Origin of the sequence: Corynebacterium sp. AOP40-9SA-29, from assembly GCF_052377405.1 — a bacterium.
In the GTDB taxonomy this organism is placed as follows: domain Bacteria; phylum Actinomycetota; class Actinomycetes; order Mycobacteriales; family Mycobacteriaceae; genus Corynebacterium.
Window position 1 is genome coordinate 313,688 of sequence record NZ_JBQSWR010000001.1, and the last position, 24,380, is coordinate 338,067.

Here is a 24,380-nt window from a genome sequence, read left to right on the forward strand (position 1 = left end):
CAGCAAACTGGGTGTAAGTGTATTCACACAGATTTAGAAGTGTCGAATCGCACATATGTCGAGAACCTGTGTGGCACATCACCGCGCACCTGCGCAGAGGCGCCGAACGACCGTTGGCGCCCCACCCTGCCGCCCGCCCTAGCATTCGGCCCGCGACTGTGCTTTCTCCACCTTCCGCGGCACACTCCGATCCATTCCGCAGCTAAATGGAGCGATCATCCCGGAAGATGTGCTGGTCATCACACCGCCGACACCACAGTCACCGGGCAGTGTGATGTCGATCACCGCTTGGGCGTTCCCCCGCCGCGCGGCCACGGACACTGCTACCGAGGCCCCCCGGAGACACCTCCGCGACGCCTGCCGCACCGCCTCCGTCGGACGGTGAACAACACCGGCCCACACCACCCCCGCACCCTCCCCCTGTCACGAACCGGTCACGATCCGATCGGCGATACCGTCACGGACTCCCCATCACAGGAGCCATCCGATACGCTGCTGTGTGTGACTTACCTCAAGAGCGCAGCCACACTCGTCCTCGCCATCGTGATGGTCGGCGCACTCACCGCCTTCGCCGTCGTCCCCTTGGTCGGCGGCGCGGGCCTGGTGGTCAATGCCGGCTCGGACACGGTCGACAACGACCTCGCCGACATCGACGACAATGAGTCGCTGCCGGAGGTCAGCACCGTCACCGACCGTGAAGGCAATACGCTGGCCACCCTTTACGACCAGCGCCGCTACTCCGTCGGGGCGGACGAGATCTCCGACACGATGAAGGACGCCATCGTCGCCATCGAGGACCGGCGCTTCTACGAGCACGACGGGGTGGACGTGCGCGGCACCCTGCGCGCCCTGGCCGCGAACTTCTCCAGTGGCGGGGTGGAGCAGGGTGCTTCCACCATCGACCAGCAGTACATCAAGAACTACCTACTGCTCATCGATGCCGCAGACGATGAGGAACGCGCCGCCGCCACCGAGACCTCGGCGACCCGCAAACTGCGCGAGATGAAGATGGCCATCGACCTGGAGAAGCGCTACTCCAAGGACGAGATCCTCACCCGCTACCTCAACCTCATCTCCTTCGGTAACGGCGCCTATGGCATCGAGGCCGCCGCGCGCACCTACTTCTCCACCACGGCCGATCAGCTCACCGTGCCGCAGTCTGCCCTTCTGGCCGGCATGGTGCAGTCCACCAGCGCCCACGATCCGTGGACGAACCCGGAAAGCGCCCAGGCCCGGCGCGATGCCGTGCTCAACGCCATGGTGGACACAGGTTCCCTGGGCCCCGCCGAGCGCGACCGCTATGTGGCCGAACCCCTCGGCGTGAACGACAGTCCCGTGGGGCAGGCGAACGGTTGCATCGGTGCCGACAACGCCGGCTTCTTCTGCGACTACGTGCTGTCGTACCTCGAAGACCACGACCTTGATTCCGCCGAACTCGCCCGTGGCGGCTACACGGTGCGCACCACCCTGGACCCGAATGCGCAGGAAGACGCTGTGAACGCGGTGCGCTCCCAGGCCGATGCGTCCACCCCTGGGGTGTCGCTGACCTCTAACTTCATCGCGCCGACGGACGACTCCCACGAAGTCGTCGCCATGGCGTCCTCACGCACTTACGGGCTGGACGCGGACATCAGCGAGACCGTCCTGCCGGTGACCCACACCTCCGAGGGCAACGGCGCGGGCAGTGTGTTCAAGATCTTCGCCGCCGCGGCCGCCATGGAGAACGGCATGGGGCTGAACACCAGCCTGGACGTTCCCAGCCGCATCGAGGTCTCCGGCATGGGCAGCGGCGGCGCGTCCGACTGCCCGGCGAACCGCTACTGCGTGGAGAACGCTGGGGACTTCAAGTCGAAGATGAGCCTGCGCGAGGCATTGGCCACCAGCCCCAACACCCCCTTCGTGGCGATGGCCGAGAAGCTCGGCACCGAGCGGATGACCGATATCGCCGTCGACCTGGGCCTGCGCTCCTACGGCGAGGAGGGCTCCTACGACGGCGAGCAGTCCGTGGCCGACTTCATCAAGGCCAGCAACCTCGGCTCGTTCGTGCTGGGCCCGCTGGAGGTCAACCCCCTGGAACTGGCGAATGTCTCCGCCAGCCTCGCCGACCACGGCCGCTGGTGCGAGCCCTCCCCCGTCCTGTCGGTCACCGACCACGACGGGCAGGACGTGGCGCTGGACACCCCCGACTGCGAGCAGGCGCTCTCTTCCGGCGTGGCGGACGCCCTGGCCAACGGCATGGGCGGGGACGTGGCGGACGGTACCGCGTCCGCCGCGGCGTCCGCGTCCGGCTGGGGCGGGCCGATCTCAGCGAAGACGGGTACCACCGAGACCAGCCTGTCCGCCGCTTTCCTGGGCTTCACCCCGGGCCTGGCCGGCGCGACGTACGCCTTCAACGACGGCTCGCAGGCCTCCCCGCTGTGCACCGGGCCGCTGCGCCAGTGCGGCGAGGGCAACCTCTACGGCGGCAATGAGCCGGCGCGGGCGTTCTTCACCGCGGCGAACTCCATCGTGGCAAGTTATGGTGGCGCGGGCTTGCCCTCCTACAACCGTGACTACGACCGCGGCAACCCCGGGCGCTACCGCAGCGCGGCGAACGAGACGGGTACCGGAACTGGCACAGAGACGGGCACAGATGCCACGTCCGGCACGTCCTCGCGCACCGTCGACTGGGACATGAGCCTCGACGAGTTCAACTAGGCAGCCTCTCGCCCACCGTTACACTGGGCAGGGTGACTAGCCGAGACCTCCCAGACAATAATTCCGGACGCACCCGCGGCGTCCTCTCCTCCGCTGTGCGCGCCACTGCCGCGCTCGCCGCGCTCGGCGTGGCTACCGCAGCCGCCGCCGTCGTCGAGACCCGCGCCTTCGTCCTGCACGAGGTGACCGTCCCCGCCCTGGAGCCGGGCACGCTGCCGGAAGGGCAGGACGACTTCAGGATCCTGCACGTCTCCGACCTGCACATGCTCGCCGACCAGAAGATCAAGCAGGGCTGGGTCGCCTCGCTCGACGCCCTGGAACCCGACCTAGTGGTCAACACCGGCGATAACCTCGGCGAGGAACAGGCCGTACCGGGCGTCCTGCGCGCGCTGGGGCCGCTGCTGCGCCGCCCGGGCGTCTTCATCTTCGGCAGCAACGACTACTACGCACCGCACCCGGTGAACCCGTTCAATTACCTGCTGGGCAAGCGCAACAAGCCCAGCAACGTGGAGCTGCCGTGGCGCGGCATGCGCGCCGCCTTCGTGGAGCACGGCTGGGAGGACGCCACCCACCGTCGCGTGGACTTCGCCACCTCCGGGGTGAAACTCGCCGTGGGCGGCGTGGACGACCCGCACCTCGACCGGGACGACTACGAGTCCCTCGGCGGCCCGCCGAACCCCGAGGCGGACCTGTCGATCGGTCTGGCGCACTCGCCGGAGCCCCGGGTGCTCGACGAGTTCGCCGCCGACGGCTACCAACTGATGATGGCCGGGCACACGCACGGCGGTCAGCTATGTCTGCCTGGTGGGCGGGCGATCGTGACGAACTGCGGGATCGACCGCTCCCGGGTGTCCGGCTTGTCGCGGTGGTCCGAGCGGATGTGGCTGCACGTGACCAACGGGTTGGGGACGTCGAAGTACGTGCCCTTCCGGACGTTCTGCCGTCCCTCGGCGACCTTGGTCCGGGTGGTGGAGCGGGAGTCCTGACGGGGCTCGTGAGTGGGCTCCTGGCACGGCCGTGTGCAGGTGTTTTGCCACGGGGCCGGAAGTCCGTCTATAGTGCTTATCTGTTGCGACACAGAGAAACCCGCGAGGGTTAATCCGTGCCGTTCCAGACCGGGGTATGGCGCAGCTTGGCAGCGCGCTTCGTTCGGGACGAAGAGGTCGTGGGTTCAAATCCCGCTACCCCGACAGCCAGAGGAACACCCTCCGACCTGCAGACGCAGGACGGAGGGTGTTCCTTTTTTTCGCGTGGGGCTGGGTGACTGTCCGAAGCAGGCCACCCTCAGGGGTGTTTCCCTCCCGCTCGCCTACTTCTAGCGTGGAAGCCATGATCAGTTCCACACCGCTTGGGCCCGCACCTGCTGCCCACCCGGCCGGACAGGGACGCTGTGGCCGGCACACTCGGCCTATGGCGCCTGGAGTGGGGTCTGGGGCACTGCAACGCGGTGCTCCTCGTCGCCATTAGCCGGCGCGCCAGCAGGAGCAGGGCACAGACGGGCCCAGGCGAGTGTGGAAGAGAGCAAAAGACAGCGGAAATGTATTGGCATAAATACACACCATTTCTTTTGTCATGTCTCTTTTGATTCATTTATGACTGCAAGGACTTCGGGGAGCGAAAATCACTCGTCACCTTTCCTCCGGAATCACGTACACTGGGAATGCAGAATTGTTCCCGACGACCGAAAGGGAGAACCACCATGGGTCTCGACGACAAGATCAAGAACAAGGCTCAGGATGCCACCGGCAAGGCTAAGGAAGCCGCTGGTGACGCCACCGACAACGACCGCCTCAAGGGCGACGGGAAGTCCGACCAGGCGGCGTCAGGAATCAAGGATGCGGCAGAGAACGCCAAGGACAAGATTTCCGAGGGAATCAACAAGATCACCGGAAACTAGCGGGTCGCAGACCCCTGCACCCTGCCCGGAACGACGACTCATGAACGGAGTATGACATGGACTCGAATACGCTTATTCTCGCGGCCAGCTCGGCCCCGCCCCTCGGCTTCATTGGCTGGATCATCGTCGGCGGTCTCGCCGGCTGGATCGGCTCGAAGGTCATGGGCACCGACGCCTCCATGGGGATCATCCTCAACATCATCGTCGGTGTGATCGGCGGCTTCCTCGGCGGCTGGCTGCTGACCCTCTTCGGCGTGGACGTGGCCGGCGGAGGAATCATCTTCAGCTTCATCACGTGCCTCATCGGCGCGGTGATCCTGCTGTGGATCGTGGGCTTGGTAACCAAGAAGAGGTGACGTCCCCGGCCCCCGTGGGCCGGACCCCTCCTCCCCCACCACCGGGAGTTACCCCTCAGCTTGGCTGGGGGGTCTTTTCACGTCCGGGTGGGGTCATCCCGTGCTCCATCCCCCATCGCACCGCCTGGGAGCGCCGTTCGACACCCATCTTCCGGTACGCCGAACGGATGCACGACTTCAACGAATTGATCGTGATGAAGCTCCGCTCGGCGATCTCCACATTGGTCATCCCCCGCGTGATCAGCGTGACGATCTCCGCCTCCCGCGCGGTGAGTCCCTCCGCCTGTCCCGGCCAGATGCCACGCACCGGCACGGGGTCAGTTTCCGCGGCACCTGCGATCTCCGCGGTATCGGACACCAGCACCTGGCCCTCCCCGATCGCTTCAAGGCACTCGATGAGCACCCCGGCACCCATCGACTTGTCGAGGTAGCCGTGACAACCCTTGTCCAGGGCGGCCTGGATGAGGTCCGCCTGCATATTCCAGCTGTAGACCACCACTCGCCCAGCGGTGTGGTCGGCCAGCACCGCGTCGATCTCCTGCCCGTCGGCCTGGGTCAGGCCGAAGGTGTCGTACAAGGTGAGGTCCACCGGACGCGCGCCGGTGGTCCCCACGTCGGTCTCGACGATGTGGATCCTGCCCTCGTAGGGGGCGAGGATCGACCGAAGACCGGCCACCACGACCTCGTAGTCGTTGAGCAGTCGGAGCCTGAGCGGGCGGGAGGATTGAATGGTCACGGTGCCAATTGTCTCAGATCTTGTCTCAGAACTCCTCGTAGGTTGCCGGATCCTGGCCCTTCAGACGCCCATCGGGACGTCCCAGGGCGGTGATCGCCGTGACCTCGTCGTCGGTGAGCTCGAGTTTCAGCGAGTCGAGGTTCTCCTGCTGACGTTCCCGGCTGGACGCCTTGGGGATCGCCAGGGAGCCGACGGCCCGGTGCCACGCCAGGACGACCTGGCCGGCGGAGGCGTCGTGCGCGCGTGCGGCGTCCTGCACCGGGGCGCTGTCCAGCGCGGCGCCGCGCCCCAGCGGGCTCCACCCCTCGGTGATGATCCCGTGCGAGTTGTTCCATTCAAGGGCTCCGACCTGTGGGAAGGCGGGATGCAGCTCGATCTGGTTCACCTCCGGGAGCTCGCCGGTCTCCTTCTCCAGGGTCTCGATGTGTTCGGGCAGGAAGTTGCACACGCCGATGTGCTTGACCAGGCCACGCTCGCGGGCCTCGATCAGCGCACGCCATGCCTCAACGAAGTGACCCTGGCCCGGATTCGGCCAGTGGATGAGGTAGAGATCGATCGGACCCACATCGGCCCGGTAGTAGGACTCCTCCACCGCGGCCAAGGCCTTCTCGCGCTTCTGGTAGCGACCCGGAAGCTTGCTGGTGTAGATGATCTCGTCACGGGCGGCGGTACCGTTCTCCACGGCAGCACGGATTCCTGCCCCGACCGTTCCTTCGTTCTCGTAGTTGTAGGCCGAGTCGATCAACCGGTAGCCGAGTTCGATGGCACCAGTCACCGCCTGGGCCCCCTCGGTGCCCCACAACTTGTAGGTGCCGAAGCCCAGTGCGGGCAGTTCGAGCGCGCTGGTCGTCCCCTGCGCTGCGGATGATTCAGATGCTGAATTAGTCATGCCGCCCGATCGTAACAAGGTCGCCGGTTGGGTGTCGTTAGGTAAGGGCAGGTGCCCCTACTGCAAAGTCCTGCCCGTACCCGTGTCCGACACGCCTGATAAACTTGGCCCGTCGCATGAGGTTACTCGGATCCTGACCGGATCCGCAGGTAGTTCGGTCTGAAAGATCCAACAACCGCAGGAACCATGGGGCCCTACCAAGTCAGAACAAATGTGAGGTGTTGGTGAGACCGTGACCCTGATCGTCGTTCCTGTGGTGCTTGCCATAGCTCTCGCACTTACCCCGGTCCTGGTCAAAACACTCGACCGCAATGCGGGCTGGCCTCTGGCCGCCGTGTTCATCGGGTTGGCCGCCTACGTCCTGTCACACGCCGGGGACATCCTCGACGGGCAGGACGCCGTCTACTCGGTGACCTGGATCCGAGACATCCTCCCCGGTGCGGACGGCAGTGGGGCGGACCTTGAGTTCGCCCTGCGCATGGATGCACTGGGCATGTTCTTCACCCTGCTGGCCCTGCTGATCGGTTCAGCCGTGTTCGCCTACTCCTCGCGGTATCTGCACCGTGGGGAGCACATCATGAACTTCTACGTCTTGATGACGGCGTTCATGGTGTCGGTCGTCCTCCTGTTCCTCGCCGACGACGTCTCCGTACTGTTCATCGGCTGGGAGCTCGTGTCGCTGGCCTCCTTCTTCCTCATCGCCCGCGCCGGCCACACCGGTGAGCCCGGTGCTGTGCGCACCCTCATCCTCACCTTCACCGGCGGGCTTAGCTTGCTGGTCGGCCTGGGTATCGCCGTCGCCACCACCGGGACGACGAATATCTCCGGCATCATCAACAGCGACGCATGGGGACAGGACGCGACGGTGACCATCATCGTCGCCGTGCTCATCGCGATCGCCGGATTCTCCAAGGCAGCCCAGCTGCCCTTCCACGTGTGGTTGCCCGAGGCCATGGCCGCGGCGACCCCGGTCTCGGCCTTCCTGCACGCCGCCGCCGTCGTCAAGGCAGGTATCTACCTTCTGCTCCGCTTCTCCGGCATCTTCTCCGACGTGCTGGTCTGGAACCTGCTGCTGATCATCTCGGGTATGGCCACCGCGGTCATGGCCGCGGTCTTCGCCTACCAGCAGACCGACCTGAAGCGGCTCACCGCATACTCCACGGTCTCCCAGCTCGGCTGGATCGTGGCGACGATCGGTATCGGCACTCCCTTCGCCCTCGCTGCGGCCGTCCTGCACACCGCGGCACACGCAATGTTCAAGTCCTCGCTGTTCATGGTCATCGGAGTCATCGACCACCAGAACGGTTCCCGCGATATCCGCGAACTGGGTTCGATCTGGCGTCGCATGCCCGCCACGTTCACCGCCGCGGCGATCGCAGCGGCCAGCATGGCGGGCATCCCGCCGTTGCTCGGATTCGTGTCCAAGGAGGGCATGCTCGAGTCCTTCACCGACTCCCCGCTGCTGCCGGGCTGGGAGATTGTGCTGCTCATCGCCGCTGGTGTCGGTGCCGTCGCCACCTTCATGTACTCGGCGAAGTACCTCATCGGTGCCTTCATCGACACCGGCTCGGCCGTCGACACCGCCGAGGTCGTCCCCGTCGACGAGGTGAAGGAAGCCCCCGTCTCCTTCTGGCTGCCGGCCGCGATTCCCGGCGTGCTGTCTCTGCCCGTCGTGCTCTTCCTGTCGATGTTGGACGCTCCGATGGATGCCATCGTCGGATCGATCGGCTCCGGCGACCCGCATTCGCACCTCGCGTTGTGGCATGGCCTGGGCATCCCGCTGTACATCACCATCGCCGTGATCGTGGTCGGCGGCATCCTCGTGGCCCTGCGCCACCGTGCCTACACAGACTGGATGGAAGACCACCGGCTCTTCCCCTTCACCGGAAACGAGCTCATCGCCTTCACCCTGCGCATGGCCAGCCGGTGGGGCCGTCTCGTCAGCCGACTGGGCAACGCACTGAGCCCGAACAGTCACCTGCTGTGGATCTTCGTGATGCTCCTGGTGCTCGGTACCGCGGCGTTCTTCGGCCCGGGCGGGTTGGAGAACCTCGGCGCCCTGGAGCCCCGGGTCTCCGGCATCGACAGCATCACCGATATCGCCGGCCTGCTCATCATGTTCCTCGTGACCATGGCGATCATCTCCACCCGCTCCCGGATGGGCTCGGTGGTCCTGGTCGGCGTGGCAGGTGCCGGTGTCTCCTGGATCATGCTGACCCTGGGTGCCCCGGACGTGGCGATGACCAACCTCATGGTCGAGTTCATCGTCACCGTGTTCCTCATGCTCGTCGTCCGCCACCAGCCCAGGCTGTACCTCAAGGAGGGGGAGAACCGCACGAAGTTCGCGGTCACCCTCGCCGCGATTGTCGGCCTGGTCGTCTTCGTGGGCGTCTGGCTGCTCATCGGTCGTCACCCGCGGCCGGAGCTGGCCCAGTGGTACATCAACGAGTCCCCGGACGTGTCCGGTGCCAATAACATCGTGGCCGCCATCCTCGTGGAGTTCCGTGCACTCGATACGCTCGGCGAGCTGTCCGTCCTGGGCATGGCCGGGATCGTCATCGCGGCAATCGTCGCTTCCGTGCCGAAGTCCCCGGTCCCCGGATACGGCCCCGGCTCCACCGCCGAACTCTTCCGCAAGGAGGGGTCCACCAAGTTCCCCGATGTGCACAAGATCCCGGAGCTCGCACCTTTCTACTCGAAGTACCTGCGCAGCACCCACCTGAACTCCATCTTGGGCCGCAACGTGGTCTGGCCGTTCCTCACCGTCCTCGTGGCATACTCCGCGGTGACCTTGTACCGCGGCCACCAGGCACCCGGCGGCGGCTTCCTCGCCGCCCTGATGCTCGCCCTCGGCCTGGTGTTCTGGTACCTCGTGCAGCCGAACGCGAAGAAGATCGGGAAGACCGACCTTGGCTACCAGCTCGTCGGAGGCGGTATCGTCCTGGCCCTGGTCACCGGACTCTTCGGATTCTTCGAGGGCAGCTTCCTCGCACCGATCCACTTCTACATCGGCTCCGAGCACTTCAGCTCCTCGCTGTTCTTCGACGGCGGCGTCTACCTCGCCGTCATCGGCATCGTGGTCATCGTGCTGAATTCCCTCGGCGGACGGGACCGGCCCGGTGCCGAACCCGGCAAATTCACCAAGGCCAGCCCGGTGGAGTCCTCGAAGATGATGGCCCAGCGGCCAGAGCTCCAGGCTCTCGCCGGCTCGAAGGTCGCGGTCACCGCCGGTGGTTCGGCGATCCCGTTGAACCCCTCAGCCGTCGCGGAAGAGCAACGCCGGAAGAAACAGAAACGCCCGGATAAGACGGACCCTGCCCCGAAGTCCGACAAGCCAGACACAACCGACAAGAACGACAAGAACGAGAAGAAGGACGGTGACGACCAATGATCATCGCGGCCATCATCGCCCTGCTCGTTGCGGCCGGCGTCTACATGGTGATGCAGCGCGGCATGGTCCGCGTCATCATCGGCACCACGCTGATGAGCCACGGGGTGAACCTGCTGCTGCTCGCCGCCGGTATCGGCGCCTGGCGCTCGGACCCGCTGGCCGACCGGACGCTGCCCGCGGAGTCCGCCGACCCACTCCCCCAGGCCTTCGTCCTGACCGCCATCGTCATCTCGATGGCGACCACCGCCGTCCTGCTCGCCCTCGCGGCCCTTGGACGTGATGACGACACCCGCTCCGGCGAGGACGTCCAGCGCGCCCGCCGCGAATTCCGGGCCCTGGACACCGTGGGCCAGCGTTCCGCCCACCGCATCGACGAACACTCCGCACAGGCCAAGCGCCGGCGCGACCGAGAGGTGGACTACTGATGAACCCGGACACCCTCGGACCGCTTCTCGCACTGTTTGTCGTCGTCCCGCTGATGTCCTCGGGCATCGCCGCGGCGATGCCCTGGAGCCTGCCCCGGCGGGCCCTCGGCCTGCTCGTCCCCTTCGCCGGCATCATCGGCGGCGTCCTGCTGCTGACCCAACTCGCTGGCGGCGGTGACACCACCGTGGTCGCGGACAATATCGGCGACTTCGTCGGCGGCGTCTCGATCCCGCTGGCGGCCGACACACTCTCCGCCGTGATGATCGTGGCCACCTCCGTGGTCGCCTTCACCGCCAACTGGTTCGCCGAGGCCGTCGGAGAATCGCAGGCACGGTTCTACCCGGCAATGACCTTGATGCTGCTAGCCGGCGTGTGGGGTGCCTTCCTCACCGCCGACCTGTTCAACCTCTTCGTGTTCATCGAGGTCATGCTGATGCCGTCCTTCGGCCTGCTGGCCATGACCGGCACGTGGGCGCGACTCGCTGCAGGACGCACCTTCGTGCTGGTCAACCTGGTGACCTCGCTGACGCTGCTCTCCGGTGTCGCCCTGGTGTACGCGGTGGCCGGCACCACCAACATCGCCGCCCTCGCCGGTGCCGCCGGCGAACGAGCCTCCGATGGCTTCGCCGAGGGAATCTTCGGCACCCAGTGGCAGCTCTGGCTCGCCCTGGGCATCGTGCTGATCGCCCTGGCCGTGAAGGCCGGTGCCGCCCCGGTGCACACCTGGCTGCCCCGGGCCTACGGTTCGACCTCCCCATCCGTGATGGCACTGTTCTCCGGCCTGCACACCAAGGTCGGTGTGTATGCCATTCTGCGCATCTTCATGACCATCTTCGAGGGCGACCAACGCTGGGCCCTGACCATCCTCGTCTTCGCCGTGATCGGCATGATGATCGGCGGATTCGCCGCATTGGGTGAAACCACCCTGCGCGGTGTCATCTCCTACCAGATGGTCAACGGCATCCCGTTCATCCTCGTGGCCCTGGCCTTCCTCGGCGGCAGCGCCGAACTGATGCTCTCCGCCGCGATCTTCTACATGCTGCACCACATGATCACCGCAGGTGCGCTGATCATGGCCGCCGGCGCGGTGGAAGAGACCTACGGCACCGGGCGTCTGCGCCGGCTGTCCGGCCTGATGCGTCGCGACCCGATGATCTCCGTGGTCTTCGCCGCCGCGGCAATGTCGCTGATCGGCTTCCCGCCGTTCTCCGGCCTGTGGGGCAAACTCATGCTGATCTTCGCCATGGTCCGTGACTCCGGGCCCATGGTCTGGGTCGGTGTCGGTGCAGTGGTCATCGCCTCCGTCGGCGCTCTGCTGAGCATGCTGCACGTCTGGCGCAAGTGCTTCTGGGGCAAGCCGATGGACAAGCAGGACATGGACCCCAGCCTGGCGGTCAGCGTGCGGCTCACCCTGCCGAGCGCGGCGATGATGGTTGTCAGCATCGCCATGTTCCTCGGCATCGGCGCGATCACCCAGGTCACTGGCGACGCCGCGGCGTCGCTGACGGACACCACGAACTACGTCCACGCCGTCCTCGGTGACCCGGACGAGGCCGTGGGGGTCGTCCTGCCCTCCGAGCAGTACGGCCTGGCGCACACCGAATCCGCAGCGGAAGGAACCCGGTGATGGAGAAGAAGAACATCTTCCAGCAGATCGGCCACTGGACGTCCTACTCGGTCTGGCTCGGAGGCCAGATCGTGAAGGAATCGACCATCATGGCCTACGACACCTTCACCACCGGTCGCCACATCGCCCCGGTGATGATCTACTACCCGCTGCGTCTGACCAGCGAGCGCGACATCGCGATCTTCATCGCCTCGATCACCATGACGCCGGGCACCCTGGCTCTGGGCCTCACCGGGCCCAAGGAAGTCGACGAGGACGCCAAAGCCGGCAAGCGCAATCTCAGCGATGTCAGTTCCGTGGCCACCTCCGAGTTCCGCACCCACGGTCTCACCCGCGTACAGCGCTTCCTCGCCGTGCACGCCATGTACGGTGCCGACCCGCAGGAACTGCTGCACTCGCTGGCAGTGATGGAGGCGAAGGTCTCCCCCACCGTGCGCAAACGCAAGATCGAGTTCGACGTGGAGCACCTCGTGGAGCGCGGTGTGCCCGGCCCGCGCGGCTACCGCGGTAACCGTGGTGGTCGTGCCAGCGAGGACGGAGTCTTCGACATCGAGAAGGTCGATTCCACCCCGCACGCCGCCGCCTTCGTCGCGGCGATCATGCGACAGGACGACAACCTCGACGTCAACGACTTCGACAACCTCTCCCGCGAGGAACGCGAGAAAATCGCCAAGACCCACGCGAAGAAGGCCGCCGAGGAGAAGCGGCGTCGGATCGAGGAAGAGGAGAAGCGGCGTCGGCGCAAGCTCGCCGAAGAGCTCAGCCCGCCGGCGCTCGACCTGGACGATGCGGACGAGGACCACGATTCCGAGGACTCCGAGGGCGGCATCGATCCCGCTCGAGTGGCTCCGTCGCAGGACGGGGGCATCTCCGCGATGTCGGAGGCGCACGAGCCGACAACCAACGCCGATGGCACCAAAGCCTCACGCAGTGGTCGCCGGACCTCCCCGATTGCCTCGCTGGTCAATGCGCTCGAGGTGCGTTCCCGCCTGCCACAGCCCAACCTGGATCTCAGTGGTCGCCGCGGGCTTCCCGGTACACCCTTGTCCCGGCTGCGTGGTCGGCACGGACATCCCGTAACCGGCCACGAAACCGGCCACGAACCCGACACCGGTAACCAGGAGACCCCACCCGCCGACGGCGACAAGAGAGAGGACGACTCGAAGTGACACCGACACAATTCCTGTGGATCTTCGCCGGCATCGCCGCGGTGATCGTCGCCGCAGCCATGGCGCTCGTTCTGTGGCGGACGGTATCCACCCGTAACGACGCCCGCCGTGCCGTGCTGGCCGACATGGTCTTCCTGACCATCATCGCCGGCTTCCTCGTCTACAGCCTGTTCTACAGTTCGTCGATCACCTACGACGTCGTCCTGCTCGCCGGGCTGGGAGGCGCGATCAGTACCATGGCCTTCGCGCGAATCATCACTCGCGGACGCAGGTAGGAGAAATGATGCTCACACAGACTCAGTCCACCGTTGACCTGCTCGCCGCCGAGGCCGGAGTGGTCCAGGAGACCAGCGAAATCGGCTGGATCCCGGCGATCATCGTCAGCATTCTCGCCGTCGTCGGTGCCCTCTACGTCCTGGTCTCCGCCGTGGCGATGTACCTCGCGCCGGACGCTCTGAGCCAGGTCAACATGATCGGCCCTGCTCTCGGCATGGGGCTACCGCTGCTCGTCGCAGCGGACTTCGTATACTCCTGGTCCACCGAGGGATTCGTGATCGGCTACCTGATCAGGGGAGTCGTCGCCGTGCTGGCGTTGCTCATCGTGCAGGCGGTGGGGTCCTATGTGATGGGCCGTGCCCTGCACGCCACCCTGTGGGATCACACCGTGCCCCTCTCCGGTGGTGAGAGGGCCAAGGAGACGAACTGACCGTCACACGTGGGGGGCGACGGTCTCCGCCAGGTACCGGGAACCGGCGGTCGAGGGGTGGAACATCATCTGGTAACCGGGGGTCGTGGTGTCGATGATGCCGGCGATGTAGCGCTCGGTATCCGCAGCACAGCTGTCATGGCCACGGGCACCATCGATGACCTCAATGTACGTCGCGTCGATATCGGCGGCCGCGGCCTTCTGGTTCTCGCGGTTCCAGTTCTCCACATCGCGCAGTATCGGAATGGGCAGGCCCGCGGGCATGTTGGGAACCACATTCAGAGCGCAGTACATCATGGAGTCGCGGTCCACGGTGGGCAGGGTGCCCGGCACGAGGATCTTCGCCCCCGGTGCCACCGACCGGATCCGCGCGGCCGCGGACGCCATATTCGACCGGAAGCTGGCGGCCACATTGACCGGGTCGAGCAAGCCCGTCCCGTTTTCTGAGGCTCCGAAGGGGCCGAAATCATTCATGCCGACGGCCAGGATCACCGTGGAGTCATTGGTCAGCACACCGGCATTGATCGCCTGGTTGATCCGGTTGATCATTGACCCGGAGCTGATCCCTGCACAGGAGTAGTCCTCGACCGCCTGTCCGGAGACCTGGCTGAGCTGCCGGGGGAAGTTCTGCGCGGACTGCAGGCAGCCCGCGGTCTGCGGGTAGTCGTCCGCCCACTCCCCGATCGGCCCGGGGACACCGTGCAGCGTATTGCGTACCTGGTCGGGGTTGGCAGAGAAGGAGTCGCCGAAGGCGACGACATTGCCGTCACCCGGTGCCGCGGACGCGACGGGCGCGAGCGTTGCGCCGAGGCCCAGCGAGACGAGCAGCCCTGCACCGGCGGCGAGGACGCGCGACGTCAGGCCGCCGCGCCGCGACGTCAGACGGCCACGTCGGCGCGTCCTACTGGGCACCGCGTGGGGGCCGGTACGGGATCGGGACGGGGTGGCGGCGGACATGCTGAACTCCTCAGGGTGTGGTGCCTGCAGTCATTTACAGGGTATATGGATGCAGAAACCACACTAATGCCAACTGAAGTTCCGCTCCAGTTCAGCCCACCCTCAGCAAGATCAGCCGTTCTTGAGCTCCGTGTAGATCTCCTTCACACGGTCGCGCAGGTTCTCGTCCACCCGGCCCCAGTAGGTCCAGCACTGGCCTTCAACCTGCTCGGAGACGCCCTGCATCGCCCCGGCGATATTGCCGGCGAGGCGCTCGCGGGCGGCGTCGTCCAGCACCTCGCGCACGAGGTTTCCGGGCTGGGCGAAGTCGTCGTCCTCCGGGTGGCGCACGTAGGCGCCACGGGTGAGGTCGCCGCCGTAGTTATTGTCGAAGAGGCCGAGCTCGTCGGCCGGGCCGGTAGCGGACTCCTGGCCGCGACCGAAGCCATAGGACGACTCCCCCGGTGCCACGCCCTTCTCCACCACACCGGTGCCGTCGGCGACGTCGTCGGTGCCCTCGCCGCGCTCGAAGCGGTTCGGCGAGTACACCGGCGTGCCGTCGGCGGGGAACTCATAGGCCGCCGCGCCGTCCTTCATGGTGTAGAAGTTGCGCTCCTCGACGACCGGACGGTTCACCGGCAGCTGCGGGTAGTTCGCGCCCAGGCGGTAGCGCTGGGTGTCGGCGTAGGCGAAGGCGCGCGCCATCAGCATCTTGTCCGGGGAGAACCCGATCCCGGGGACGATATTGGACGGCGCGAACGCGGCCTGCTCGATCTGCGCGAAGAAGTTCTGCGGGTTGGCGTTCAGGGTGTAGTGCCCCACGTCGATCAGCGGGTAGTCCTTCTGCGACCAGGTCTTCGTCAGGTCGAAGGGGTTGTAGCGGTAGCCCTCGGCCTCCTCCAGCGGCATGATCTGCACCTTGACGTCCCAGGTGGGGTACTCGCCACGCTCGATGGCGTCGTAGAGGTCGGCGCGGGAGTGGTCGAAGTCGCCGGAGCCGACGACCTTGCTGGCCTCGTCGTCGGTGAAGAACTCCCAGCCCTGCCGGGTCTTGAAGTGGTACTTCACCCAGAAGCGCTCACCGGAGGCGTTGATCCACTGGTAGGTGTGCGAGCTGAAGCCGTCCATGTGGCGGAAGTCCTTCGGGATCCCGCGGTCGCCCATGAGGTAGGTGACCTGGTGGGCGGACTCGGGGCTGCGGGTCCAGAAGTCCCACTGCATGTCCGCGCTGCGCAGCCCGTTGGTCAGGCGCTTCTGGGAGCGGATGAAGTCGGGGAACTTCATGCCGTCGCGCAGGAAGAACACCGGGGTGTTGTTGCCCACGATGTCGTAGTTGCCGTCCTGGGTGTAGAACTTCAGCGAGTATCCGCGCACGTCGCGCACGGTATCGGGGAAGCCCTGCTCGCCGGCGACGGTGGAGAAGCGGGCGAGCATCGGAGTGACCCGCCCCTTCTGGAAGAGGTCGGCCTTGGTGTAGCGCGAGACGTCCTCGGTGACGGTCAGTTCGCCGAAGGCGCCGGAGCCCTTGGCGTGCACGTTGCGCTCCGGGATGCGCTCGCGGTTGAAGTGGGCGTGCTTCTCGACGAGGTGGACGTCGGTCAGGGCGATGGGGCCCTGTTCACCGACGGTCACGGAGTGCTCCTCGGTGGTGACCGGGGAGCCGTTGGCGTTGGTCGAGTGCCCGGAGTACGGGCAGACGCCGCGGTCGGCGATGTCCTTCGAGCTCGTGTGCTTGTCCGTGCTCATGTGTAACCCTCCTGGATGCTGCCGTGTCGTGCACGCGTCGCGCACGTGTCAGTCGTGGTCGACGGTCGAGCTCCCTGGGGGTCCTGCGCGTGATAGTCAGTCACGTGGATGGTTCGCAGGCCCCTGCCGGGGGCGTCCTGCCGCCTGGTTCCCGTTATACACTTCGTCCCGCAGGTTCGCACTATCAATCCGATGGGATTAAGTAGGTTTATTTATAATCAGTGGTCTCGCGGTCGCGGCGGCGACCTGCTAGAATTCGGTACCGTGCGAAGAAGATCAGCCCAGTCGGCCCGCGACACTTCCGCCGTGTCCGACTCGGACCGCGCGGTCACCGACCTCGCCCTGCGTGCCGCCGGTGGCGACCGGCAGGCCCTCAATGACTTCATCGAAGCGACCCACGCCGACGTCTGGCGACTGCTGGCTCACTTGGCGGACGCCGACCGCGCCGATGACCTCACCCAGGAGACCTACCTGCGCGCGCTCAGCGGGTTGCCGCGCTTCGCGGCCCGCTCGTCCGCCCGCACGTGGCTGCTGGCGCTGGCCCGGCACACCTGGGTCGACAGCGTGCGCCACGACATGGCCCGTCCCCGCCGCTCCGCCGAGCAGTGGGAGGACGCCACCGAGCTGACCACCTCCCCGGACACCACCGGCGGGCAGACGTGGGCGGAGCTGGTGGATGCCCGCGCGATGCTGGACAACCTCGCCCCGGACCGTCGTGAGGCATTGATCCTCACCCAGATCCTGGGGCACACCTACGCCGAGGCCGCGGACATCTGCGGCGTCCGCGTGGGGACGATTCGCTCGCGGGTGGCCCGGGCGCGTGCGGACCTGCTCGCCGCCTCCGGCCGCGACGGCGGCGACACCAGTGACGCCGGCAACGCCAGCGAGACCGGCGACACGGATTCCGGGCCGGTCCTACACTGGGGTTCGTGACCCACCTCCACCACCAGCATCTCCAGTTCCCGCGTCAGGACGTCTGGGACTGGCACACCCGCCCGGGCGCAGTGACGCGTCTGACCCCAGGTTTCTCCCGGATCCGTGTCGCCGCCGAGGCGAACTCTTTGCGCGACGGGACCACCATCCTCTCCCTGCCCGGCGGCGTGCCGGGGTTGCGGACGTGGGAGGCCCGCCACGTACCGAGCGAGTTCATGGACGGCCATGTCTTCATCGACGAGTGCGTGAGCACCCCACTACGCCAGCTCACCGGCTGGCACCACACCCACAGCCTGCGCGAGGACGGTGCCGGCGGTTCGGCGGGCACCGTGCTCACCGACTCCGTGCAGGCCAAGGCCCCGGCAGCGCTGCTGGACCGGGTGTTCGCCTACCGGCATCGACAGCTGATCGACGACCTGACCCACCGCTCCCGCGTGGGTTCGGCGGAGGTCACCGGCCACCACACCGTGGCAGTCACCGGGGCGACCGGGCTGGTCGGCACCCGCCTGGTCGCGCTGCTGCGCAATCTCGGGCATACGGTGATCCCGCTGTCGCGCTCACGGATGCCGCATGAACCACACGCCCGGATCTGGGACCCGAACTCCCCCGCCAGCGGCCTGCTCGAGGGGGTGGACACCGTCGTCCACCTCGCCGGCGCGCCCATCGCCGGACGGTTCACCGAGAAGCACAAGGCGGCAGTGCGCGATTCGCGCATCGGCCCCACCCGTCGACTCGCCGAGCGCGCCGCCGCCACCGACGGGGTCGGCGCCTTCATCGGTGCGTCCGCCGTGGGGTTCTACGGCCACAGCCGCGCCGGACGCGTCAACGAGCGTGCCGGTGCCGGCGAAGGGTTCCTCGCCGAGGTCGTCTCCGACTGGGAGGACGCCGCCTCCCCGGCGGGGGACGCCGGACGCCGCGTCGTCGCGGTGCGCACGGGCCTGGTGCTCGCAGGCGGCTCGACGCTGCTCACCGCGCTGGCGGCGTCCTGCCGGATCGGTGGTGGTGTGCTCGGCTCCGGTCGGCAGCATTTCCCGTGGATTTCGGTGGACGATCTGGTGGACATCTACGTGCGTGCCGTGGTGGACAACACCCTGACCGGGGCCGTCAACGGCGTGGGTCCGCAGATGGTCACCAACGCGGAGTTCACCGCGACCCTGTCTGACCTGCAGCGCGTGCGCGTCCCGCTGTCCCTGCCGGTGCCGGCGGCCGCACCGGCGATGCTGCTGGGTGTGCAGGGGGCCGAGGAGCTTGCTCTGGCCGACCAGAACGTCTCACCGCGGGTGCTCGAGGACCTCGGGCATGTGTTCCGTCACACCACCTTGCGCAGTGCCCTGATCCACGAGTTGGGGCTACCCGGCGAGTAGAATCGCGGGCATGGCTGAGTCTGGCATGTCTGACACCACCGCCCGCAGGGCACTGCTCGTCCTCTCCTTCGGAGGACCCGAGAAAGAAGAGGACGTGGTCCCCTTCCTCGAGAACGTGACTCGCGGCAGGGGCATCCCCCGCGAGCGTCTCGCCGAGGTCGGCGAGCACTACTACCGTTTCGGCGGCAAGAGTCCCATCAACGACCAGAACCTGGAGATCATCGACCACCTGCGCGCCGAGATCGACGCACGTGGCCTGGATCTTCCGGTCTACTTCGGCAACCGTAACTGGGAGCCTTATGTAGAGGACACCACCAAGCAGATGGTGGCCGATGGCATCACCGAGGTCGTGGTCTTCGCGACGTCGGCCTGGGGCGGCTACTCCGGCGACATCCAGTACCGCGAGGACATCGAGCGGGCGCTGCAGTCCTGCCGGGACGCGGGCCTGACCCCGCCGACGATGACGAAGATCCGCCCCTTCCACGACCACCCGCTGTTCCTGTCGTCCTTCGCGCGCCTGGTGGACGCCGCCCGGCAGGAGCTTCCCGCCGACGTGCGGGAGGACGCCCGCCTGCTGTTCACCGCGCACTCCGTGCCGGTCTCGGCGGACGAGACGTCCTCCTCGGATTCCACGCACCGCTACTCCGGGCAGGTGCTCACCGCCGCCCGCGAGGTCCGCGAGCAGACGAGCTTCGCCGCCGACGGGGCGGACGGCACGGACGTGGAGCTGGTGTGGCAGTCGCGCTCGGGCCCGCCGCACATCCCGTGGCTGGACCCCGATATCTGCGACCACCTCGAGGAGACCGTCGGTGCCGGTGATCGGCGACCGATCGTGCTGGTGCCGATCGGCTTCATCTCCGATCACATGGAGGTGATGTGGGACCTCGACAACGAGGCCGCCGAGACCGCCGCCGAACTGGGGATCACGATGGTCCGCGCCGCTACGCCGGGACCCACCCCTGAGTTCACCGAGATGATCCTGGATCTGGTCCCGGACCAGGTGAACTAACGGACTAACGCAGCTCGTCGCGGGTCGACATGGCATACAATGCGACTATTGTCGGCGAGCCCGCCGCCCTGCTGAACCACATGGAAACTCAGTCATGACCGCCGTAGCCTTGCTCCTTCTCGTCGCAACCACAGCTCTCGGACTCATAGCAGGGCAGGGACTCGACGGATATGGCTTCTGGACAACACTTCTCTGGATGACGGCCGCCGTCACCGCGACGCTTACGGTGACCGTCAATACCGACAGCGCGTCAAGCCCACTGAGCTTCACATACTTCATGGCTGGATTCGCCGCGATTGCGACAATCGCCAATTTTCGGATTCACTCGTCTTCTCGCAGATTCCTTGCGGACATCTACACGGTCACGATCGGTCCTGCACACTTCCTCATCTGGGTATTGATGGCCATCCCCGCAATGGTGACCCAAGGCAGCCGAACTCACGCCATAAAGCACCCGTGGACGATTTTTGACTACAAGCCCTCCTTGAGCCCGAGCCGCATGTCGTCGATCGAACGAAAGAAAGAACGCCTCGGGCATGTCATACATCGCGCCACAAAAGGTAAGTGATGGTTAACCAGCGCCTCGGGATCTAGCGCAGTTCGTCGCGGGTCTCCTCCCAGAACTCCTCGGCGTCGAAGTCCTCGGCGGAGAAGTCGATGTCGTCGTCGCCGTCGAGCTCCTGAACCACGTCCTCGGTGACGTCGTCGCGGAGCTGGCCGGCACTCACACTGGACTCCTTGAAGGACTTCTCCAGCGCGGCCCAGTCCTTGCGGGTGAACTTGCCCTTCGGGTCCACGAGTCGCAGGATCAGCGTGCGGATGCGGTCGCGGCGCAGGACCTCGCGTCCGATGCGCTTTCGGCCGTTGACCACCCACGTGCCCAGCAGCACGGCGACGAGGGCGATGCCGAGCCAGCCGAGGATCGGGAAGACCTTGTTCACCAGCAGAGCGAAGTCGAAGAAGCTCAAGGCGAAAGCGGCGAGCGTGAGCACCACGAACACCGGGCGGTAGCCGGTGGCACGGTTCACGGTGAGCCGCTTGCCCAGGGAGTAGAGCACGCCGAGGGTGGTGCTGAAGATCATCAGGTAGGTCGCCACGGATGCCACGATGCCGATACTGGGGCTCATCTGGTTGATCAGCTCGAGGGTGGGCAGGTCCTTGTCGGCGACGTCGGTGATACGGAATAGCAGGGCAACGGTGATCAGCAGCAGGATGCCGGCGAACAGCGAGCCGCCGATGAACCCGCCCCACCCGGCGGTGCGGGTGTTCCAGTTGCTGCCGCCGATGAGGATGGCCATGGAGATGCCGCTGAACATCGCCAGGCCCACATAGTTGAGGGTGGCGAGCAGCCAGCCGGAGACCGGGGAGTCGACGTTGGCCATGGCGTAGTCGCTGACGGCCTGCAGCGACTCCGGCGGGGACGCAACAGCGTAGATGCCCGCGGCGATGAGCAGCAGGATCATCACCGGGGTGATCATGGCGATGACCTGAGTGACCCGGTCGACGTCGAGCATGCCGGTGATGAGCACGAGAGCAGCCATTAGTGCGGAGCCGACCCACAGCGGCAGCCCGAACTGCTGGTTGAGGTTCGAGCCGGCACCGGCCATCATCACGAAGCCGATGCAGAACTGGGCGATCGACAGTGAGTAGTCCAGGAACACCGCCACCGGCTTCGAGGTGACTCCGGTGAAGACCTTCTCGTGGGACCGCGCCCGGAAGTAACTGCCGTACTGCAGGATGACCATGGCGGTGATCGGCATGAGGACCACCACGACCGCTGCCCCGGCGATGCCCCAGAAACCGTAGGACGCGTAGTACTGCAACATCTCCTGCCCGGAGGCGAATCCTGCGCCCACGGTCACCCCGAAATACGCGAGCGCGATGACGAGTGCTTTCTTCATGTGTGCTCTCCCTATCCGGCGCCGGGACGCCAGCTGCGGACAGGTTGTCGCTGTGGTGCAGTGTGCTGGGGTGGTGTTCCCCAGGTTTTGGCGGCCCGGCACTCGTGAAATCTGTGATCACATAAGTTGGACGGGAAACACGGTAGCATGCGTCACATTAGCGACTTCCAGGGTGTCACTGACCTGCGAGGATCTCCCGAACCCGCGGGGCCACCTGGGTTCCGTACCGCTCGATGGACCTCATGGCCTTCCCGTGGGGCATGTGCCCGCTGGAGTATTTCAAGGAGAAGCGGGACGCACCGAGCGTGGTCAACGTCTCGGCGATGCGTGGGGCGACGGGGATGCCGGCCTCAATCGTGCTCGCCTAGGACACCGTCACCTTCGCGCGGGAGTTGACGACCGCGTCGACGACGGCGTCCTCGGTCTCCTGCAGCCGCTCCGCGATGCCCTCGGGCGCGCTGTGGAGCAGGTGGGACGAGACCAGCGGCGACCCGGCGAACTCGAAGATGCCGTGCTCAACGCCGGTGCGCATCGCATCGCGGTAGCCGTGCTTGTCGTAGGTCTCCGGGGCGCTGCCGCCGACGCGGACGAGGTGGACGTCGCGGCCGGAGAGGCCCGTGGCGGCCTCCCCGCCGAAGGCCCAGCCGAAGGACAGGACGCGGTCGAACCAGCCCTTCATCAACCCCGGCATGCCCCACCAGTAGACGGGGTGGACGATGACGACGGTGTCGGCGCGTTCCACGCGCTCCTGTTCCTGCAGAACGTCGACAGGTGGGGTGCCCACTCCCCTGACGACGTCGAGGTCTGCGGTCGTCTGCCGGGGATCGAATCCCTCGGTGGCGATGTCGGCGGTCTCGGCCGTCCAGCCCTGCTGACGGAGCCGGTCGGCGACGCGTCCGGCGAGCGAGGCGGTGAGTGAGTCGGTCTCGGGGTGGGTGAAGAGGACGAGGGCATGCATGGTGTGAACCTTTCCGTTAGACTGCGATCTGTCCGCGTAGTTACTCAACGTAACTTACGAACCGTAACTTAGCGCATCGTCGAAAGGTTCGCAATGTCCCCTGCCGCCACCGGTGGTCGTCGCCGGATGTCCTACGACGAACGCCACGACCAACTGCTGAACTCCGCCCGCGACTTCCTGCGCCGTCAGGGCGTGGACGCACTAACCCCGGCGAAGCTCGCCGAGCACGCGGGAGTGACGAAGCCGCTGGTGTACCAGCACTTCGGCACCCGGGCGGGCATCCTTGTGGAGCTCTACCGGGAGTTCAAGGGACGCACCTACGACAAGCTGGACGCCGCCGCGGCATCCGCAGACCCCGCCACGACTGCCGACTCCGCGTCACTGGCTGCGACGGCCCGGGTCATCGCCGACTCCTACCTGGACTGCATCGACGAGGAGAGCGCGGCGATCCCGGGGGTCAGTGGCGCCCTGTCCGGATCGGCCGAGCTCGAGCAGCTGCGCCAGGAGGCCGACGTGGCCTTCAGTGCCCGCTGCCGGGCAGCACTTCTGCCCTTCGCGACCTCCGGAGAGATTCCTGAGGCGTCGATGCAGGCGATCCTCGGTGCCGCCGACGGCATCGCCCGCGCCTACACGCTGGAGCGGGTCACTCTCGCGGACGGCCGCATCGCGCTCGCGAAAGTCGTCGCGGCCGTAACTTAGGGACGCAACCTCGGGCCGAACACCTCGCGGGTCCCCAGCACCTTGATAATGTTCCCGTCAGCAGGCGAAGCGGACCGACCTAACGGACTGAACTCCACAGCCCTCCAGGTGTGGACATTGTCGCCGTTGGACCTACCACTCCGACAGCCCCAGTGATTGCGCGTGTTATTGCAGAAACTTCCGCCACCGTCGCGGGAACTAAAGGGATACGAAATCTATGGACCTATTAGCGGCCTACTCCAGAACTCCCAGGAAGGCCCGTGTCATATCGTTGCTCTTGGCACTCGCCTTCTATTCTTTAGTTCTTGTACTGTTCATCGCCCTGTGGGTCGATCATGAATCCAGCGGATTAACGACCGCAGAGCTCACACTGTTGACGTTGACCTCTCTGCTCCTGACCCCGTTCCTCGCATTCGCCGCACTTCCGCACACGGTGCCGATGTTCCTATTCAGATACGAAACCCCTGAACCCCGCAGAATTGTTGTCACAACCAGGACCGGCGCCCTGTTAGCATCGAGCATGGTTCCAGGTACGGGGTTCTTCCTAATGTACGGAACTCGAATTATGAGTGACGTAAGCTACTACGGATCGTACTACGTCGTGGTTGGAATAATTGGCGCCATGGTGTCAGTCTGGTCCCTAGTGAAACTTCCACAATCTGACCGAAAATGTGCCGCCGTAGTCGACATTTCCCCCCACAGTGCATCGATTGCGTCCGCTGGGACGAAAATAGAGTTCGACCCATCTTCGTGCGATATACACCTCAAGAAGTCCCTCTTGCGGCCCAGTCTAGTATTTTCAGGACCGGCAAAGCTCGAACGGAAAGACGGCACGATCAAACACCGGAATCAAAGAATGGTTGTCAACAACTTGAACGCAGGGAAGATAAATATTGACTACCTCTACGAACTATTGCAGCGCGGCTAACTTGGTTCGTCG

23 protein-coding genes and 1 tRNA gene are annotated in these 24,380 nt (G+C 65.9%); 18 read left to right on the forward strand and 6 right to left on the reverse strand.

Annotated elements, in window-relative coordinates:
• Window positions 1-501: 501 nt before the first annotated feature.
• The 5 genes from ACT3SZ_RS01500 to ACT3SZ_RS01520 all read left to right on the forward strand — a co-directional run bounded on the left by ACT3SZ_RS01500 (window position 502) and on the right by ACT3SZ_RS01520 (window position 4,950).
• Complete coding sequence (locus tag ACT3SZ_RS01500) at window positions 502-2,697, forward strand: transglycosylase domain-containing protein (protein ID WP_444616107.1); 2,196 nt, start codon at window positions 502-504, stop codon at window positions 2,695-2,697.
• A gap of 95 nt (window positions 2,698-2,792) precedes the next feature.
• Entirely contained in the window at window positions 2,793-3,683 is an 891-nt protein-coding gene (locus ACT3SZ_RS01505) for a metallophosphoesterase (protein WP_444617033.1), read from the forward strand.
• Window positions 3,684-3,813: 130 nt separating this feature from the next.
• Window positions 3,814-3,887 (forward strand) — tRNA-Pro (locus ACT3SZ_RS01510).
• Between the two features lie 509 nt (window positions 3,888-4,396).
• A complete protein-coding gene (locus ACT3SZ_RS01515) occupies window positions 4,397-4,594 on the forward strand; it encodes a CsbD family protein (RefSeq protein ID WP_444616109.1) in 198 nt (65 codons plus the stop codon).
• A gap of 56 nt (window positions 4,595-4,650) precedes the next feature.
• Window positions 4,651-4,950 carry a GlsB/YeaQ/YmgE family stress response membrane protein gene (locus ACT3SZ_RS01520; RefSeq protein WP_444616110.1) on the forward strand — a complete coding sequence of 100 codons (300 nt, stop codon included), beginning with the start codon at window positions 4,651-4,653 and terminating at the stop codon, window positions 4,948-4,950.
• A gap of 55 nt (window positions 4,951-5,005) precedes the next feature.
• On the opposite strand, the gene ACT3SZ_RS01525 is transcribed toward ACT3SZ_RS01520, so the two are convergent.
• Complete coding sequence (locus ACT3SZ_RS01525) at window positions 5,006-5,686, reverse strand: response regulator transcription factor (RefSeq protein WP_444616112.1); 681 nt, start codon at window positions 5,684-5,686, stop codon at window positions 5,006-5,008.
• 25 nt (window positions 5,687-5,711) lie between these two features.
• Window positions 5,712-6,575 carry an aldo/keto reductase gene (locus ACT3SZ_RS01530; protein ID WP_444616114.1) on the reverse strand — a complete coding sequence of 288 codons (864 nt, stop codon included), beginning with the start codon at window positions 6,573-6,575 and terminating at the stop codon, window positions 5,712-5,714.
• Between the two features lie 232 nt (window positions 6,576-6,807).
• Here ACT3SZ_RS01530 and ACT3SZ_RS01535 point away from each other — a divergent pair, with 232 nt between their 5' ends.
• Genes ACT3SZ_RS01535 through ACT3SZ_RS01560 form a run of 6 tightly spaced genes read left to right on the forward strand, consistent with a single transcriptional unit; the run spans window position 6,808 to window position 13,894 of the window.
• Window positions 6,808-9,966: a DUF4040 family protein gene (locus ACT3SZ_RS01535; RefSeq protein ID WP_444616116.1), complete on the forward strand. Its 3,159-nt coding sequence runs from the start codon at window positions 6,808-6,810 to the stop codon at window positions 9,964-9,966.
• Window positions 9,963-10,391 carry a sodium:proton antiporter gene (locus ACT3SZ_RS01540; protein WP_301443685.1) on the forward strand — a complete coding sequence of 143 codons (429 nt, stop codon included), beginning with the start codon at window positions 9,963-9,965 and terminating at the stop codon, window positions 10,389-10,391. The genes ACT3SZ_RS01535 and ACT3SZ_RS01540 overlap by 4 nt, the downstream gene beginning before the upstream one ends.
• Window positions 10,391-12,019 carry a monovalent cation/H+ antiporter subunit D family protein gene (locus tag ACT3SZ_RS01545; RefSeq protein ID WP_444616118.1) on the forward strand — a complete coding sequence of 543 codons (1,629 nt, stop codon included), beginning with the start codon at window positions 10,391-10,393 and terminating at the stop codon, window positions 12,017-12,019. Before ACT3SZ_RS01540 ends, ACT3SZ_RS01545 begins: the two co-directional genes overlap by 1 nt.
• Window positions 12,019-13,188, forward strand: a complete 1,170-nt coding sequence (locus ACT3SZ_RS01550) for a Na+/H+ antiporter subunit E (RefSeq protein WP_444616120.1) — start codon at window positions 12,019-12,021, stop codon at window positions 13,186-13,188. Before ACT3SZ_RS01545 ends, ACT3SZ_RS01550 begins: the two co-directional genes overlap by 1 nt.
• Window positions 13,185-13,463: a monovalent cation/H+ antiporter complex subunit F gene (locus tag ACT3SZ_RS01555; protein WP_444616122.1), complete on the forward strand. Its 279-nt coding sequence runs from the start codon at window positions 13,185-13,187 to the stop codon at window positions 13,461-13,463. Before ACT3SZ_RS01550 ends, ACT3SZ_RS01555 begins: the two co-directional genes overlap by 4 nt.
• A gap of 5 nt (window positions 13,464-13,468) precedes the next feature.
• Complete coding sequence (locus tag ACT3SZ_RS01560; protein ID WP_444616124.1) at window positions 13,469-13,894, forward strand: Na+/H+ antiporter subunit G; 426 nt, start codon at window positions 13,469-13,471, stop codon at window positions 13,892-13,894.
• A 3-nt stretch (window positions 13,895-13,897) separates the two neighbouring features.
• On the opposite strand, the gene ACT3SZ_RS01565 is transcribed toward ACT3SZ_RS01560, so the two are convergent.
• Window positions 13,898-14,851: a GDSL-type esterase/lipase family protein gene (locus ACT3SZ_RS01565; RefSeq protein WP_444616126.1), complete on the reverse strand. Its 954-nt coding sequence runs from the start codon at window positions 14,849-14,851 to the stop codon at window positions 13,898-13,900.
• A 111-nt stretch (window positions 14,852-14,962) separates the two neighbouring features.
• The gene (locus ACT3SZ_RS01570) at window positions 14,963-16,576 is read right to left on the reverse strand and encodes a catalase (protein ID WP_444616128.1); all 1,614 of its coding nucleotides are present in this window, start codon (window positions 16,574-16,576) and stop codon (window positions 14,963-14,965) included.
• A 264-nt stretch (window positions 16,577-16,840) separates the two neighbouring features.
• Between ACT3SZ_RS01570 and ACT3SZ_RS01575 the strand changes: the two genes are divergently transcribed.
• The 4 genes from ACT3SZ_RS01575 (at window position 16,841) to ACT3SZ_RS01590 (ending at window position 20,450) form a co-directional block, all read left to right on the forward strand.
• Window positions 16,841-17,509, forward strand: coding sequence for an RNA polymerase sigma factor (locus tag ACT3SZ_RS01575; protein ID WP_444616130.1), 669 nt, complete (start codon window positions 16,841-16,843; stop codon window positions 17,507-17,509).
• A complete protein-coding gene (locus ACT3SZ_RS01580; protein ID WP_444616132.1) occupies window positions 17,506-18,873 on the forward strand; it encodes a TIGR01777 family oxidoreductase in 1,368 nt (455 codons plus the stop codon). The genes ACT3SZ_RS01575 and ACT3SZ_RS01580 overlap by 4 nt, the downstream gene beginning before the upstream one ends.
• A gap of 10 nt (window positions 18,874-18,883) precedes the next feature.
• Window positions 18,884-19,882, forward strand: coding sequence for a ferrochelatase (locus ACT3SZ_RS01585; protein WP_444616134.1), 999 nt, complete (start codon window positions 18,884-18,886; stop codon window positions 19,880-19,882).
• 94 nt (window positions 19,883-19,976) lie between these two features.
• The gene (locus ACT3SZ_RS01590) at window positions 19,977-20,450 is read left to right on the forward strand and encodes a hypothetical protein (RefSeq protein ID WP_444616136.1); all 474 of its coding nucleotides are present in this window, start codon (window positions 19,977-19,979) and stop codon (window positions 20,448-20,450) included.
• A gap of 22 nt (window positions 20,451-20,472) precedes the next feature.
• On the opposite strand, the gene ACT3SZ_RS01595 is transcribed toward ACT3SZ_RS01590, so the two are convergent.
• Window positions 20,473-21,783: a YkvI family membrane protein gene (locus ACT3SZ_RS01595; protein WP_444616138.1), complete on the reverse strand. Its 1,311-nt coding sequence runs from the start codon at window positions 21,781-21,783 to the stop codon at window positions 20,473-20,475.
• Window positions 21,784-22,025: 242 nt separating this feature from the next.
• Here ACT3SZ_RS01595 and ACT3SZ_RS01600 point away from each other — a divergent pair, with 242 nt between their 5' ends.
• On the forward strand, window positions 22,026-22,151 hold the full coding sequence (locus ACT3SZ_RS01600) for a hypothetical protein (protein ID WP_444616140.1): 126 nt from the start codon (window positions 22,026-22,028) through the stop codon (window positions 22,149-22,151).
• Here ACT3SZ_RS01600 and ACT3SZ_RS01605 read toward each other — a convergent pair.
• Complete coding sequence (locus tag ACT3SZ_RS01605) at window positions 22,148-22,741, reverse strand: NAD(P)H-dependent oxidoreductase (protein WP_444616142.1); 594 nt, start codon at window positions 22,739-22,741, stop codon at window positions 22,148-22,150. The genes ACT3SZ_RS01600 and ACT3SZ_RS01605 overlap by 4 nt on opposite strands.
• Window positions 22,742-22,834: 93 nt before the next feature.
• On the opposite strand from ACT3SZ_RS01605, the gene ACT3SZ_RS01610 reads away from it, so the two are divergent.
• Together ACT3SZ_RS01610 and ACT3SZ_RS01615 are read left to right on the forward strand one after the other, a co-directional pair.
• Window positions 22,835-23,440 carry a TetR/AcrR family transcriptional regulator gene (locus ACT3SZ_RS01610; protein WP_444616144.1) on the forward strand — a complete coding sequence of 202 codons (606 nt, stop codon included), beginning with the start codon at window positions 22,835-22,837 and terminating at the stop codon, window positions 23,438-23,440.
• A 217-nt stretch (window positions 23,441-23,657) separates the two neighbouring features.
• Entirely contained in the window at window positions 23,658-24,368 is a 711-nt protein-coding gene (locus ACT3SZ_RS01615) for a hypothetical protein (RefSeq protein WP_444616146.1), read from the forward strand.
• The last annotated feature ends 12 nt before the right edge of the window (window positions 24,369-24,380 follow it).

Bases quoted from the DNA above. Each gene is read 5' to 3' on its own strand.
- ACT3SZ_RS01570 (WP_444616128.1), bottom strand. From the start codon at position 16,576: ATGAGCACGGACAAGCACACGAGCTCGAAGGACATCGCCGACCGCGGC.
- ACT3SZ_RS01585 (WP_444616134.1), top strand. From the start codon at position 18,884: ATGGCTGAGTCTGGCATGTCTGACACCACCGCCCGCAGGGCACTGCTC.
- ACT3SZ_RS01600 (WP_444616140.1), top strand. From the start codon at position 22,026: ATGGCCTTCCCGTGGGGCATGTGCCCGCTGGAGTATTTCAAGGAGAAG.
- ACT3SZ_RS01550 (WP_444616120.1), top strand. From the start codon at position 12,019: ATGGAGAAGAAGAACATCTTCCAGCAGATCGGCCACTGGACGTCCTAC.
- ACT3SZ_RS01515 (WP_444616109.1), top strand. From the start codon at position 4,397: ATGGGTCTCGACGACAAGATCAAGAACAAGGCTCAGGATGCCACCGGC.
- ACT3SZ_RS01565 (WP_444616126.1), bottom strand. From the start codon at position 14,851: ATGTCCGCCGCCACCCCGTCCCGATCCCGTACCGGCCCCCACGCGGTG.
- ACT3SZ_RS01530 (WP_444616114.1), bottom strand. From the start codon at position 6,575: ATGACTAATTCAGCATCTGAATCATCCGCAGCGCAGGGGACGACCAGC.
- ACT3SZ_RS01595 (WP_444616138.1), bottom strand. From the start codon at position 21,783: ATGAAGAAAGCACTCGTCATCGCGCTCGCGTATTTCGGGGTGACCGTG.
- ACT3SZ_RS01545 (WP_444616118.1), top strand. From the start codon at position 10,391: ATGAACCCGGACACCCTCGGACCGCTTCTCGCACTGTTTGTCGTCGTC.
- ACT3SZ_RS01615 (WP_444616146.1), top strand. From the start codon at position 23,658: ATGGACCTATTAGCGGCCTACTCCAGAACTCCCAGGAAGGCCCGTGTC.
- ACT3SZ_RS01540 (WP_301443685.1), top strand. From the start codon at position 9,963: ATGATCATCGCGGCCATCATCGCCCTGCTCGTTGCGGCCGGCGTCTAC.
- ACT3SZ_RS01605 (WP_444616142.1), bottom strand. From the start codon at position 22,741: ATGCATGCCCTCGTCCTCTTCACCCACCCCGAGACCGACTCACTCACC.
- ACT3SZ_RS01590 (WP_444616136.1), top strand. From the start codon at position 19,977: ATGACCGCCGTAGCCTTGCTCCTTCTCGTCGCAACCACAGCTCTCGGA.
- ACT3SZ_RS01560 (WP_444616124.1), top strand. From the start codon at position 13,469: ATGATGCTCACACAGACTCAGTCCACCGTTGACCTGCTCGCCGCCGAG.
- ACT3SZ_RS01610 (WP_444616144.1), top strand. From the start codon at position 22,835: ATGTCCCCTGCCGCCACCGGTGGTCGTCGCCGGATGTCCTACGACGAA.
- ACT3SZ_RS01520 (WP_444616110.1), top strand. From the start codon at position 4,651: ATGGACTCGAATACGCTTATTCTCGCGGCCAGCTCGGCCCCGCCCCTC.